We start from the raw sequence: 13,747 nt of genomic DNA, 5'->3' as shown, positions 1-13,747 counted from the left end.
AGAAGTCCTTCTGGATCTTCGGCGGCGACGGCTGGGCCTACGACATCGGCTTCGGCGGCCTGGACCACGTGCTGGCTTCCAACCACAACGTCAACGTCTTCGTCTTCGACACCGAGGTCTACTCCAACACGGGTGGCCAGGCCTCCAAGGCCTCTAACCTCGGCCAGGTTGCGCAGTTCGCTGCCGCCGGCAAGATGACCAAGAAGAAGTCTCTCGCCGAGATCGAGATGTCCTACGGCTACGTCTACGTCGCTCAGGTTGCCATGGGCGCCAACCCCGCACAGACGCTCAAGGCCATCACCGAGGCCGAGGCCTACGACGGCCCGTCCCTGGTCATCGGCTACAGCCCCTGCGAGATGCACTCCATCAAGAAGGGCGGCATGATGCACTGCCAGGAGGAGATGAAGAAGGCCGTCGATTGCGGCTATTGGAACCTCTTCCGCTTCAACCCGGCCGCGCCGGAGGGCAAGAAGTTCTCGCTCGACTCCAAGGAGCCGGCGGGCGGCTACCAGGAGTTCCTCATGAACGAGGCCCGCTACGCCTCGCTCACGCGTTCGTTCCCCGAGCGCGCCAAGGAGCTCTTCGCCGAGAACGAGCAGGCTGCCATGGATCGCTACGCGCACCTGCTCAAGCTCAAGGCCGTCTACAACGAGGCGTAAGTCTCCGCACTAGTCTGGCTGGGCACATCGCCTGAGCTTATGGGCCCCGTCCTGGTTATCCAGGGCGGGGCCTTTTTATATATGGCGGGCACGGAATGGGTGGTGCCCAAGCGTTTGTTGCGCCAATGCTGGTACTGCGCCGGGAATGTGGATGAAACCCTGGGCGCAACGTGTGGGCCTGGTGCAGACGGGCGACAACTCGATCACGGCCCGCGAGGCCATCGTGCTCGTGGCCTTGGGCGTCGTCCTCGTGACCGACGGCCTCATCCTGTGGCCCCGCCGTCACCGCAACGACGATGACGGCGCGGACGAGAAGCGCTAACGCTCGCAAGCTGCGCCGGCGTCCTTCTCGCACGCCAGTCCCGCCGCTCGCGGTACCCCCATTTCATCCGTTCATCCAAATTACGCGCTAGGAGGCTCCTGGATACATAATTTGGACGAACGGGCGGGAGAGCCGAGTAATTCGGATGAGCGGATGGGAGGACCGCGGAATTCGGATGAACGGATGGCTGTCGAGCGAGCGGTGCGGACACCGGCGCGGGCCGTCCTTCTCACGCATGGTCCTGCTGGCAAACTTGGCAAAAGATAAATAAATAGTCCCTTCCAATTTGTCCTATCAAATGCTGTCGGCGAACGGCCAAAAATCCCCGGTGGGGTAGAATGGCCTTACGTAAACAGGGGAAGGGGGAGCATGGCTACGTATGCCTCGAGCTGCATCGAATTTGCTGCGCGTGCAAGCCTTGCCCCACGAGGGCGGCGATAGCATGAATCCCGCAATTGTCATTCCCACCTACTGGGCGGCAGACCCCACGGATAGCGGCGTGTACGACCACGCCACCGCCGTCGACGAGCCCCTGCCCGAGCTCGCGCGCTGCCTCGACTCGCTCGACGATGTGCGCGGCGTCATTCGCGTCATCGTGCTGCTCGTGGCGCGCCCTGGCGTCGAGGATGCCGCCCGCGCCCGCGTGAACGCCATCGTGCGCGACCACGAGGGGCTCAACCCCCTGGTCATCGGAACGGCTGAGGCCCGCCTCATCGAGGGCTGCATCGAGAACGCCATCCCGGGGCTTGACGGCGAGACCGTGGCCCTGCGCGGCTACGGCGCCATCCGCAACATGGGCCTTGCCGCCTGTGCCATGCTCGGCCACGACGTCTGCGTCTTCATGGACGACGACGAGGTGGCCCTTGGCCCCGACTACCTGGTCGACGCCGTCTACGGGCTGGGCCAGCTCACGCGCCAGGACCTCAAGATCCTTGCCAAGACCGGTCACTTCATCGACGCCAACGGCTCCCACCTGGCAGACGTCTCCAAGCCCAAGCTCTGGGAGCGCTGGTGGTCCAAGCGCCGCGAGTTCAACGAGTGGATGGAGCCCGCGCTCGAGGGCGTGCGCATCCGCCGCTCAAACTACGCGTGCGGCGGCTGCATGGCTATTCACGCGGCGGCCTTCGCCCGTGTGCCGTTCGACCCTGCTATCACCCGTGGCGAAGACCTCGACTACCTGCTCAACCTGCGCCTCTGCGGCCTCGAGATGTGGTTCGACCGCTCCTGGTACGTGCGGCACCTACCGCCCAAGACGCCCGATGACCCCAACCGATTCCTGCAGGACATCTTCCGCTGGTTCTACGAGCGCTCAAAGCTGGGGTTCTGCTCGCGCCAGCCAAGCCTCTCGCACGTCTCGGCCGAGTCGCTCATGCCCTACCCGGGCAAGTGGCTCTCGCCCGAGCTCGACGCGCGGGTTGCCCACACGTCGTTCGCCCGCGCGGTCCTGGGACCCAACAGGGGCTCCTACCTGCGCATCTGGCAAAGCGGCAGAAGCGAGGCTCGCACGTACGCCACGGCCAACGCAAGCAGCTACACGCGCCTGCTCAACTTTTGGCCCAGCGTCATCGACGAGCTATGGGACAGCGAGGAGCTCGCCGCCCGCGTCGTTGCCTGCAGCAGGGCGTCACGCGCCGGCAAGGCCGCCAGGGATGGCGGCGATGGCAGACCCGCCGCGCCCGTCTCGCCCAGGGACGGCGCATCGCAACCCGCCCCCGCCCGGGGCACCGCAAAGCAGCCCGCGCCCGCCGGCGCGGCCCAAACGAAAGGAGAGGGCGCTTGAGTCCCAACCGTCTCAACGGGCGCCGCGCACGCCTCGAGGACGCCCGCGGATCGCAGGCCGCCGAGCACATGCTCGGCCTCGCGTCCAAGACGCTCGACCTCATGCGCTCCGGCCTTACCATGCAGGCCTGCCAGGGTGTCTGCCAGCTGCTGCTGCCGGAGACCACGGCCATCGCCGTTGCCATGACCGACACCGAGCGCGTGCTCGCCTACGAGGGCGCCCTTGCCGCGGACTTCCCGCCGGGCAGCCCCATCCACACGGCCGGCACCCTCGAGGTGCTCCAGACCGGCAAGATTGGCATGTTCCAGTCTCGTGCCGAGGGCGACAAGGGCTCCACCGAGCTGCCCCGCACCGTGCGCGGCGGCATCGTGGTGCCCCTGAACGTCCAGGACCGCACCTTTGGCACCATCAAGTTCTACTATCGCTCGCCGGCCGACATCGACCGCAGCCAGGTGGCCATCGCCCGCGGCTTTGGCCAGCTGCTCTCGACCCAGCTCTCGACCTACGAGCTCGACCGTCAGGCCGAGCTCACCGCAAAGGCTGAGGTCAAGGCCCTGCAGGCGCAAATCAACCCGCACTTCCTCTTTAACACGATCAACACCATCGCGGCGCTCACCCGCACCGACCCCGCGCAGGCCCGCACCCTGCTGCGCGAGTTCGCGGTGTTCTATCGCCAGACCCTCGAGAGCACCGAGCAGCTCATCCCGCTGTCGCGCGAGCTCGAGCAGACGAGGCGCTACCTGCGCTTCGAGCACGCCCGCTTTGGCCAGGACCGCATCCTCGAGCGCGAGCACGTGGCCTCGGGCTGCGGGGACGTGCTGGTGCCCGCCTTCATCGTGCAGCCCATCGTCGAGAACGCCGTGCGCCACGCCATGCGTGACGAGGGGCCGCTCCACATCGACATCCGCGCCGACGCGGACGACGGCGACGTGGTCATCGCGGTGGCCGACGACGGCCTGGGAATGGACGAGGCGGCGGTGGCCAAGCTGCGCGAAGGCATCGACGCCCCGCATGGTTCTGGCTGCTCACGCGAGGAAAAGGGGACCGGGATTGCTTTGAGAAATGTTGCAGAGCGTCTCGAGAGGTTCTATGGTTTTGGGTCAGGCATCGACATCGTATCGAAGCCTGGCGAGGGCACGTGCGTGACGCTTCGACTTGCCCGCACTGCCACTCACGACGAATAACAAGGATGTGCCTGAATGTTGCGTGCCATGATTGTTGATGACGAGGCTCCCGCTCGCTCCGAGCTGAGCTTCCTGCTCGAGGAGACCGGTCGCGTCGATGAGATCATCGAGGCTTCAAGCGCTCGCGATGCCGTCGAGAAGCTGATGGATGGTCGCCCTGACGTGCTGTTCCTCGACATCTCCATGCCCAAGACCAACGGTATGCAGCTTGCGGAGGCGCTCCACAAGCTCAAGAACCCGCCGGCGGTCGTGTTCGTGACGGCCTACAGCGAGTACGCCCTCGAGGCCTTCGACGTCGACGCGGTTGACTACCTGATGAAGCCCGTCGAGACCGAGCGCCTCGAGCGCGCCCTCGACAAGGTGGCCGCGCGCGCCAAGATGGCGTCGGCCCCGGCCGCCCCGGCCGAGCGCATTCCCGTCGAGAAGGGCGGCCGCAAGGTCCTCGTGCCCATCGACCAGATTCGCTACATCGAGGCCAAGGACGACTACTCCTGCATCTACACGGACAGCGACCGCTACCTGTCCGTCATCTCGCTGGCCCAGCTAGAGGCTAAGCTCTCGCCGCACGGCTTCTTCCGCGTGCACCGCGGCTACATCGTGAACCTCCAGTACGTGGAGGACGTCGAGGTGGTCTCGAGCGGCGTCATGCAGCTGGGCATCCAGGGCGTCGAGGGCAAGAAGATCTCCGTCTCGCGCCGCCGCGTCGTGCAGCTCAAGCGCGCGCTGGGCCTGTAAAGGGGGAGCCGTGGCACGCAAGCGCATCGACGTCCTGAGCGACACCCACGGGCGCCTCTCGCGCGAGGTGCTCGACGCCATCGACGGCTGCGACCTCATCGTCCACGCCGGCGACATCACCTCCGAGGACGACTTCATCACCCTGGGGGCCATCGCGCCCCTGCGTCTGTGCCTGGGCAACAACGACTGGGCGGGCGAGTACGGGGCGGACGTCACGCGCAAGGTGCGCTTCGAGTACGAGGGGCTGCAGTTCTGCGTGACGCACTACCAGCAGAACCTCACGGGCGAGCGCTTCGACGTGGGCGTCTTTGGCCACACGCACGTGCCCGAGACGCGCACCCTTAACAGCGGCGCGCTCATGATTAACCCCGGCAGCCCCACGTTTCCGCGCAGCCAGGCGGGCCCCACGATGGGTCGCCTGGTGGTCGAGGGCGGGCGCGTGGTCTCGAACGAGATCATCCGCCTCGCGCCCGACGAGGACCGCGGCTGGGGCCGCAGCTTCTTCGCCGGCTGGTAGCCGGGGACAGAGGGGCGTGTCTTTTGTCCCCGCCTGCTTGACTCTTCTCAACCACAAATTCCTAGGAAAATGCCGTTAACGCTGTCTCTTAATTGGCGTTAACGGCATTTCCCTAGGATTCTGAAGGTGGCCGGGCGGGCCCATCTGGGCCGCTGCCTGCGCCCGGATGGGCGGGATTGGGTCGCTGCTTGCGTCTCGGACGGGTGGGGTCGGGTTACGGCCTGCGCCCGGATGGACGGGGCCGGGTTACAGCCTGCGCCCCGGATGAGCCGGGGCCCGCAGCCGCCCGCGCCCTACAGGAACTCGCGGAGCTCCTTGACAAGGCGGGCCTTGGGGGCGCTGCCCACCATCGTGTGCACGGGCTTGCCACCCTTGAACAGGATAAGCGTGGGAATCGACATGACCTGGAAGCGCATCGCCAGGTCCTGCTCCTGCTCCACGTTGCACTTGTAGACGTCAAGCTCGTCTGCCAGCTCGTCGGAGATCTGTTCGACGATGGGGGAGAGGGCGCGGCACGGGCCGCACCAGGTTGCCCAGAAGTCGACCAGCACGGGCTTGTCGGTACCGCGTACGATGCCGTCGAACGTTTCTTCCGTGATTGCCTTCGATGCCATGGTTGCCTCCCATCGCGCGCATGGGCGCGCCTCGTTTCTGTTCGATGTGGCTTATACCCACGCGAGCGCGGGCGTAGCACCCGCCAGGCGGTAGAATCGCGCTAGTGACATCAATGCCGCGAGCACCGGGCGCCAGAGGGGCGCCCTCAACATCTTTGACCATGGGAGTGGGAATGGACGTCTCTGGGGAGAGCCTCGAGAAGGCAAAGGCCGAGCTGGGCGACCTTGCGGGAGCGGGCGTATGCATGGCGGGCAACGCCTTCTCGCACGTGCTGCTCGTGAAGGGCGAGCCCGAGGTGGCGGACGCCTCGGGCAACGTCCCGGCGCTGCTTGCCGGCCCCGACGGCGTGGCCCTGCACAAGGCGCTGGGCGCGCTGGGCTATGCCCCCGAGGACTGGGGCGCCCTCTCGGTGCGCGACGTCGACGGTTTTCCCCTCGTGCCCGGTACCCTGAGGCTCGCCATCGCCACGCTCGACCCCTCGACGCTCATCGCCCTCGACGAAGCGGCGGCCGCGGCCATTCGCGAGGCCTTCGCCGACGAGCTGGTGGAGCTCGAGAGCTTCGACGCCGCGATGCTCACGCCCGGTGCGGTCGTGCGCCTGTTGGGCATGCGCGTCATGGCGCTGGGCGGGTTCGAGAAGAGCCTGTCGGACCCCAAGGCCAAGCAGCTCATGTGGGCGCGTCTCAAGCAGCTGCCGCCCGAGGGCGAGCCGTACTAGGCGGCTCGCGGCATCGCCCGTCTCGCGCTGGGCATCGTCTCGCTGCCGTCCATGGCGGCTCCTATCTCGCCCGCCTGTGTCTCCCTCCCTGCCAATCTCTCTCGCTGTCACCAAGCGCCCCCAATTTGCGGTACGCTTAAATCTGGTATGCGTAAGCGCGGGTGCGCTCGGCAGCTCCCGCGTCGTCGTCCAAGGAGGACACATGTCGAAGATTGCCGCACCCATCGACGCGACCCAGACCCCCGAGTGGGCCGCACTCAAGGCGCACCACGACCAGCTCGTGGCCGATAAGTTCACCCTCAAGGACGCCTTCGCCACCGACGACAAGCGCGTCGAGAAGCTCTCGTTCGAGATGAGCGACCTGCACTTTGACCTGTCCAAGGACCTCATCACCGACGAGACGGTCAAGCTGCTCTGCGACCTTGGCCGCGCCGTGAAGGTCGAGGAGCGCCGTGACGCCATGTACGCCGGCGAGCACATCAACACCACCGAGGACCGCGCCGTGCTCCACACCGCGCTGCGCCGCCCCGCCAGCCAGAAGGGCCAGTTCGTCGTCGACGGCCAGGACACTGTGGCCGACGTCCACGAGGTCCTCGACCGCATGTACGCCTTCGCCGAACGCGTCCGCTCCGGCGAGTGGAAGGGCGTCACGGGCAAGCGCATCGAGCACGTCATGAGCGTGGGCATCGGTGGCTCCGACCTTGGCCCGGTCATGGCCTACGAGGCGCTCAAGCCCTACGCCGACGCCGGCATCGACTGCCGCTTCGTCTCCAACATCGACCCCAACGACATGGCCGAGAAGGTCAAGGGCCTCGACCCCGAGACCACGCTCGTGATCGTCGTCTCCAAGACGTTCACCACGCTCGAGACCATCACCAACGCCCGCGAGGCCCGCACCTGGCTGCTCGATACCCTGCGTGAGCAGGGCGCCATCGACGGCTCCGACGAGCAGAGCGCCGAGGCCATCAAGAAGCACTTCGTGGCCGTCTCAACCAACCTCGAGCTCGTCGAGCAGTTTGGCATCGACCCCGAGAACGCCTTTGGCTTCTGGAACTGGGTTGGCGGCCGCTACTCCGTTGACTCCGCCGTGGGCCTGGCCCTCATCATCGCCTTTGGCCCCGAGCGCTTCTCCGAGCTGCTCTCCGGCTTCCACGACGTCGACGCCTACTTCAAGAACACGCCGCTCGAGGAGAACGTCGTGGCCCTCATGGGCCTCATGAACGTCTGGTACGTGAACTTCTGGGGCATGGGCAGCCACGCCGTGCTCCCGTACAACCAGTACCTGCACCGCTTCCCGGCCTACCTGCAGCAGCTCACGATGGAGTCCAACGGCAAGTCGACCCGCTGGGACGGCACGCCGGTCACGAGCGAGACGGGCGAGGTCTTCTGGGGCGAGGCCGGCACCAACGGCCAGCACGCCTTTTACCAGCTCATTCACCAGGGCACCCGCGCCATCCCCGCAGACTTTATTGCCTTCGTGAACACGCCCAACCCCACCAAGGACGGAGACCAGGACGTCCACGAGCTGTTCCTGGGCAACTTCCTCGCCCAGACCAAGGCCCTCGCCTTTGGCAAGACGGCCGACGAGGTGCGCGCCGAGGGCACGGCCGAGTGGATGGTGCCGGCCCGCGTCTTCACGGGCAACCGTCCCACGACCTCGATCTTTGGCGAGGCCCTGACCCCGCACGCGCTGGGCGAGCTCATTGCCCTGTACGAGCACATCACCTTCGTCGAGGGCACCGTCTGGGGCCTCGACTCCTATGACCAGTGGGGCGTCGAGCTGGGCAAGCAGCTTGCCAAGCAGATCACCCCGGCCTTCCACGACGACGAGGCCCTCGCCAAGCAGGACGCGAGCACCCAGGCCCTCATCGCCTACTACCGCACCCACAGGAAGTAAGTTCTGGCTTTGATACACTTGAGGGGCCGTACCTGCGCGTACGGCCCCTTTTTTATCTCGAGAGGAGCCCTTCGTGAGCCAGTCTTCCGCCCCGTCCACGCCCCGCTTTGACGCCGTCGTCTTCGACATGGACGGCGTGCTCGTCGACTCCGAGGCCCTCTACATCCGCGAGTTCGAGGCCTTCTCCAACGCGCTGGGCCTCGACGTGACGCAGGAGGAGCTCTTGGCCCAGGTGGGTGCCTCGCACCAGGTGTTCCAGCGCATGATCGCAGACGTCCTGGGCCGCAACGGCATCGAGGTGGCGGGCCCTGAGGAGGCCGAAAGGGTCTACGAGGACTGGGCACGCGAGAACTACGTGCGCAACTACGGACAGATCATGAACCCCGGCGTGCCCCAGACGCTCGACGCCCTGCGCGAGGCGGGCGTGCGCGTGGCGCTCGCGTCGTCCGCGCCCATGCGGTTCATCCACGAGGCGCTGGGCCAGTGCGGCATCGACGACAAGTTCGAGCTGTTCGTCTCGGGCGAGCAGTTCCGCGAGAGCAAACCCAACCCAGAGATCTACCTCCACGCGTGCGAGTGCCTGGGGCTCGAGCCTGCGCACTGCGCCTGCGTGGAGGACTCGTTCTACGGCATCGCCGCTGGCAAGGCGGCCGGCATGTATGTGATTGCCAGGCGCGAGGAACGCTTTGGCTTCTCCCAGGATGCGGCGAACGTCATCGTCGACCAGATTCCCGACCTGCTGCCCATGGTGCTGGGGTAGGGGTAACGCCGTATTTGGTCTTCGCTATGCCGACGTATCGTTGCGTCAGCCGACTCGATGCCATGGTTGGTGTCCAAAGAAAGAGGCCCGCGAGCTGCGGGCCTCTTCTCGTGGGCTGGGTTGTGAGGTTGCCGGGCGCGTGGCCTGGCAACCTTGCGGGCTACTCCTTGATGGCGCCGAGGTGCTTGAGCATGTCGTGGTAGCGCTGGGCGCTCATCGCGCGCTTGGGCACCAGGACGTACTTGTTGCCGGCGTAGGCGAGCACAGCGAGCTCGGAGCCAAGCTTGGCCTCGCGCAGGCTCGAGATGGGCAGCGTGTCGGTGCCCTTGGGCGAGGTGACCTCGAGCTCGGTCTCGTATACGTGGATGGTGCGGCGGCGCTCGTCGGCGGCCATGAGGGCGGTGTTGAGGCCGGCGTTGCGCAGACGGCGCAGGCACAGCTGGGGCCAGCGGTCCGAGACGGCCCACAGCACGACCTCGACCACGACCAGGCCCACCAGGAGCGGCGTCATGTCCCTGGTGACGGGCGAGATGGCCGCGATGACGATGACGACGAGCATGCCGATGCTCGCGACGCCGGCGGGGTTGCGCATCTTGTCGCCGGCGATGATATGGGCGGCCTCGTCGACCAGCTGGGCCGATAGGTCATACTTGAGGTTGAACAGCGGCTCGGGCTTGTTCGCCGCCGCGTTTGAATTGGCCATGCTTGGCTCCTTTGTGCGTTGGGTGTGCAGGAGTGATTGTAGCGTGCCGCCCGCCTCGGCGCTCATTGCGCTGGGGCGGGCGGCATGTGTTGGGTCATGTGCTTTGGGGGAGAATGGCGTGCGGGCTCATGCGGGCGCCGCTTGTGGCGTTGTCGCTGCTGCGCACTCGCGGCCCTTTACCTGCTAGTAGATGCCGCGGTTGCGGCCGGCACGGTCGCCCACGCAGCGACGGGGCTTGCCACCGCGGCCGTGGCCTGCGCTCTGGCCGCCCTGGTTGCCCCGCTCGCGGCGGGCGTTGCCCTGCGCCTGCGGCTCCTGGTTGCGGCCGCGCTCGGCGCGGCTGGCGCCGCCACGCCTGCCGCCACGGCGGCGGGCCTTGGCGCCCCTGCCGCCCTGCTCGCGCGCGTCGCCCTTTTCGGGAGCGCCGGCCTTGGCGGCCTTCTGGGGCTTGGTGCCCTTGGCAGGCTTGGCCGGAATCTCGGCGCGCTTCTCGGCGCGGGCCTCGGTGGCCGCGGCGTTGGCCTTGGCTCCCGAGTGCTTCCTGCCACCGCGCTTCTTGCGGCCCTTCTTGGCGGGGTGCGTGTTGGCCGGGTCGCGCTCGGGGTCGAGCTCGACGGGATTCTCGCCCAGCTCGAGCTCGACCTTGGGCTCGTAGGTGGGAACGGCCTTGCCCATGAGGCGCTCGCAGGCAAAGAGGTCGTCGCGGTCGTTCTCGGTCACAAAGGTGAGCGCCCAGCCCGCCTCGCCGGCGCGGCCCGTGCGGCCAATGCGGTGGATGTAGTCCTCGGGGTCAACCGGCACGTCGAAGTTCACGACGTAGCGCACGTCGGACACGTCGATGCCGCGGGCCAGCACGTCGGTGGCCACGAGCACGTCGCAGCTGCCGTTGCGGAAGGCCTTGAGGGCGCGCTCGCGCTGGTTCTGGCTGCGGTCGCCGTGGATGGGAGCGCAGGAGATCTTGGCGCGGCGCAGGCGTCGGCAGCAGGCGTCGGCGCGGTGCTTGGTGCGGCAGAAGACGATGACGCGCTGGGCGCCCTCGCTTTGGAGCACCTGCGCGAGCAGGGCGTTCTTCGCCTCGAGAGACACAGGCAGCACAAACTGGTCGATCGTCTCGGCAACGGTGCCCTTGTGGGCGATCTCGACCACGGCCGGGTCGCTCACGAGGTCGCGGATGCCGCCGATGGCGCCCTCGTCGAGCGTCGCGGAGAACAGCAGCGTCTGGCGCGTGGCGGGCGTCTGGCCCACGATCTTGCGCATGGCGGGCAGGAAGCCCCTGTCGAGCATGCGGTCGGCCTCGTCGAGGACGAGCACCTCGACGTCTGCCAGGTGCGCCTCGCCCTGCTCGATGAGGTCAACGAGACGACCCGGGGTGGCAACGAGGATGTCGGTGCCACGGCGAAGCGCCGCCTTCTGGGGCTCGTAGCCCACGCCGCCCACCACGGTGACGCTGTGGTGGTGCGTGCTGTTCTCGATGGTCTTGCAGACGTCGGCGATCTGCTGGGCAAGCTCGCGCGTGGGCGTCACGATGAGCATGAGGGGGCCGCGGTGACGCTCGGCGTGGCCAAGGCGGCTCATCGTGGGCAGCAGGAAGGCGGCCGTCTTGCCGGTGCCGGTCTGGGCGGCGGCGAGCAGGTCGCGGCCCTGCAACACGTAGGGGATGGCCTGTGCCTGGACGGGCGAGGGAACCTCGTAGCCAAGCTCGTCCACGGCATTGAGGACGGCCTCGGAAAGGCCGAGGTCGGAGAAGGCAACGGTGGCGCCGTTGTCTGCGGTGGTGCTCTGGGTCATGTGGTTTGTTCCTATCTGCGGGGCGTGCCCCATAAAAGCGCCCCACGCTCGCGGGCGCAGGGCTACCGATGGTCGATTCGTTGCTACCACTGTAGCCGAACTGTGCTTAGCCCGTGGCCCAGACGCGGTACGCTGTGTGCAAACTGTGGTATATAGCTGGGACGTCTTTGTGGACAAGGAGCGCGCGATGGGGGACCAAACGAACGATGAGTGGTGGCGTCACGACGAGCCTGCCGTGAACGAGCGCCATGCGTCCGCACCCTCGTCCGGCCGCCCCTCCCGCGCGGGTGGCGCCGCCGGGCAGGGAGCCCGCGACGCCCGCGGCTCGCGCGACGTCCGTGATGCCCACGGCGGCCGCGTGAGCTCGCCGCGCCCGGTGCGCGAGGGCCGCACCGTTCGTCCCGAGACGGGTCGGCGCGAGGCCGCCTCGCTGCCCAACGCCCGCAGCCGCGCCCACTCGGGCGCCCGCCCCGCGAACGGTCCCCGCGGCTACCGCCAGGGCCCGGCCCAGCGCCTCGAGTACGGCGAGTCCGAGCGCTGCGGCCGCGGCACCACGATTCCCGACGACCGCCCACCGCGCCGCAGGCCCCGCCAGCAGCGCCCGCTTGGCTGGTCACAGCATAACGTCCCGCAGTTCCGTGACACCTCGGCAAAGAACGGCGGCTGGCGCTTCCGCACGCTCTCGAGCGCGCCGGCCCAGCGCATCCCGCCCCTCGCATTTGCCGCGGCCGGCATCGTGCTGCTCGTGGTGCTCGTCGTCTTCGTTGTGCGCGGCATCTCGGGCTGCGTGTCGTCGCAGGTGACGCCCGCCGCGGAGGCGCCCACCACCACCGAGGCCGCCGCGGATGCCGCCGCTACGACCGTCGCGGCCACGACCATCGACCCCAACGCCCCTGCCACCAAGGTGCTCGCCTGCAACAACACCGCAAGCGGCATGGGCCGCATGAGCTTTTCGGCCGTGGGCGACAACCTCATGAACGAGAACCTGCTCACCCTGGCAGATGGCTGGGCGGGCTCCGTCGGCGACGGCACCTATGACTTCTCGCCCTTCTATGCCGAGGTCGCGCCCGTGGTGCAGAGCCAGTACGACGTCTCGTTCATCAACCAGGAGACGACCCCGGGCGGCTCCGACCGCTACGACTACATGGGCTACCCCAGCTACAACACGCCCGACTCGCTGGCAGACGCCGTGGCGGACGCCGGCTGGCGCATCGTGAACACTAACAGCAACCATACCTACGACACCTGGACGCCCTCGATCGAGCACGCCCAGCAGGTGTGGGACGCCAAGACCGGGCTCGTGACCATTGGCAGCTACGCCAGCGAGGCCGACCGCGACACCGTGCGCGTCGTCGAGTGCAACGGCATCAGGCTCGCGGCCCTTTCGTACTGCTATGGCCAGAACGGCTACGAGCAGAGCGACCTGCCCAACGACTACTACGCCGTGCCCTACGACGAGACCAAGATGCGCTCCGACGTCGAGCGTGCCCGCCAGGTGGCAGACGTCGTGCTCGTCTACATGCACTGGGGCGAGGAGTACACCAACGGCGCGAGCGACGAGCAGAGGGCCATCGCCCAGGTGTGCGCCGACATCGGCGTCGACGTCGTCATTGGCAGCCACGTGCACGTGATCCAGCCGGTTGAGTGGGTGAGCCGCTCGGGCGGCGGCAAGATGCTGTGCGCCTATGGCCTGGGCGACTTTGTCTCGGGCTACCAGAACAGCCCCAACTGCATCCTCAGCGGCATGCTGAGCTGCGACTTCGTTCGCGTGGGCGAGGGCGCGCAGGATGGCGAGGACGTGGGCCCCGGCGGCATCGCGGTGCGCAACGTCGTGTGGCACCCGCTCGTGGAGCACATGGTGGGCAACACCGACGTCGTGCGCTTCGTAAAGGGCTACACGGCCGATGACGCCAACGCCAACGAACTGCTGAGCAGCGTGGACGACCCCACGACCTGGCCGCTCGAGAAGACCCGCGAGGTCATTGGCGACGCCATCACCATCGACGCCTAGCGCGTCGTTGCATGGGACGGCCCCGCACCATCGCCGCCCGCCTACGCCCGAGCAGTCC

At 67.5% G+C, this 13,747-nt stretch carries 12 protein-coding genes and 1 pseudogene; 10 read left to right on the top strand and 3 right to left on the bottom strand.

Annotated elements, in window-relative coordinates; translation table 11 throughout:
• The 6 genes from AC1VTH_RS03270 to AC1VTH_RS03245 all read left to right on the top strand — a co-directional run.
• Window positions 1–659, top strand: a 659-nt coding sequence (locus tag AC1VTH_RS03270) for a thiamine pyrophosphate-dependent enzyme (protein WP_481334668.1), incomplete at its 5' end; no start/stop codon positions are given.
• A gap of 172 nt (window positions 660–831) precedes the next feature.
• A complete protein-coding gene (locus AC1VTH_RS03265) occupies window positions 832–981 on the top strand; it encodes a hypothetical protein (RefSeq protein ID WP_481334667.1) in 150 nt (49 codons plus the stop codon).
• Between the two features lie 442 nt (window positions 982–1,423).
• On the top strand, window positions 1,424–2,761 hold the full coding sequence (locus AC1VTH_RS03260) for a glycosyltransferase family 2 protein (protein WP_481334665.1): 1,338 nt from the start codon (window positions 1,424–1,426) through the stop codon (window positions 2,759–2,761).
• A complete protein-coding gene (locus AC1VTH_RS03255) occupies window positions 2,758–3,945 on the top strand; it encodes a sensor histidine kinase (RefSeq protein ID WP_481334664.1) in 1,188 nt (395 codons plus the stop codon). Before AC1VTH_RS03260 ends, AC1VTH_RS03255 begins: the two co-directional genes overlap by 4 nt.
• Window positions 3,946–3,960: 15 nt before the next feature.
• Window positions 3,961–4,680: a LytR/AlgR family response regulator transcription factor gene (locus AC1VTH_RS03250; protein ID WP_481334662.1), complete on the top strand. Its 720-nt coding sequence runs from the start codon at window positions 3,961–3,963 to the stop codon at window positions 4,678–4,680.
• Window positions 4,681–4,690: 10 nt separating this feature from the next.
• Window positions 4,691–5,197 (top strand): metallophosphoesterase family protein, encoded by a 507-nt coding sequence (locus AC1VTH_RS03245; protein ID WP_481334660.1) that lies wholly within the window; start codon window positions 4,691–4,693, stop codon window positions 5,195–5,197.
• A 293-nt stretch (window positions 5,198–5,490) separates the two neighbouring features.
• Here the strand turns inward: AC1VTH_RS03245 and trxA are convergent.
• Window positions 5,491–5,820: pseudogene (trxA, locus tag AC1VTH_RS03240) on the bottom strand (thioredoxin); the annotation flags it as partial.
• A 164-nt stretch (window positions 5,821–5,984) separates the two neighbouring features.
• Here trxA and AC1VTH_RS03235 point away from each other — a divergent pair.
• The 3 genes from AC1VTH_RS03235 to AC1VTH_RS03225 all read left to right on the top strand — a co-directional run bounded on the left by AC1VTH_RS03235 (window position 5,985) and on the right by AC1VTH_RS03225 (window position 9,187).
• Window positions 5,985–6,530 (top strand): hypothetical protein, encoded by a 546-nt coding sequence (locus AC1VTH_RS03235; protein WP_293824229.1) that lies wholly within the window; start codon window positions 5,985–5,987, stop codon window positions 6,528–6,530.
• A gap of 202 nt (window positions 6,531–6,732) precedes the next feature.
• Window positions 6,733–8,427, top strand: coding sequence for a glucose-6-phosphate isomerase (pgi, locus tag AC1VTH_RS03230; RefSeq protein WP_481334659.1), 1,695 nt, complete (start codon window positions 6,733–6,735; stop codon window positions 8,425–8,427).
• Between the two features lie 73 nt (window positions 8,428–8,500).
• Window positions 8,501–9,187, top strand: coding sequence for an HAD family hydrolase (locus tag AC1VTH_RS03225; RefSeq protein ID WP_481334658.1), 687 nt, complete (start codon window positions 8,501–8,503; stop codon window positions 9,185–9,187).
• Between the two features lie 160 nt (window positions 9,188–9,347).
• Here AC1VTH_RS03225 and AC1VTH_RS03220 read toward each other — a convergent pair whose 3' ends face one another.
• A complete protein-coding gene (locus AC1VTH_RS03220) occupies window positions 9,348–9,890 on the bottom strand; it encodes a hypothetical protein (RefSeq protein ID WP_293674328.1) in 543 nt (180 codons plus the stop codon).
• Window positions 9,891–10,073: 183 nt separating this feature from the next.
• Entirely contained in the window at window positions 10,074–11,678 is a 1,605-nt protein-coding gene (locus tag AC1VTH_RS03215) for a DEAD/DEAH box helicase (RefSeq protein ID WP_481334657.1), read from the bottom strand.
• A 187-nt stretch (window positions 11,679–11,865) separates the two neighbouring features.
• Here AC1VTH_RS03215 and AC1VTH_RS03210 point away from each other — a divergent pair, with 187 nt between their 5' ends.
• Window positions 11,866–13,689, top strand: a complete 1,824-nt coding sequence (locus tag AC1VTH_RS03210; RefSeq protein ID WP_481334655.1) for a CapA family protein — start codon at window positions 11,866–11,868, stop codon at window positions 13,687–13,689.
• Window positions 13,690–13,747: the final 58 nt, after the last annotated feature.

The sequence above is a fragment of the Parolsenella sp. genome, assembly GCF_982402205.1.
This window is presented reverse-complemented; position numbering and strand designations above follow the sequence as displayed.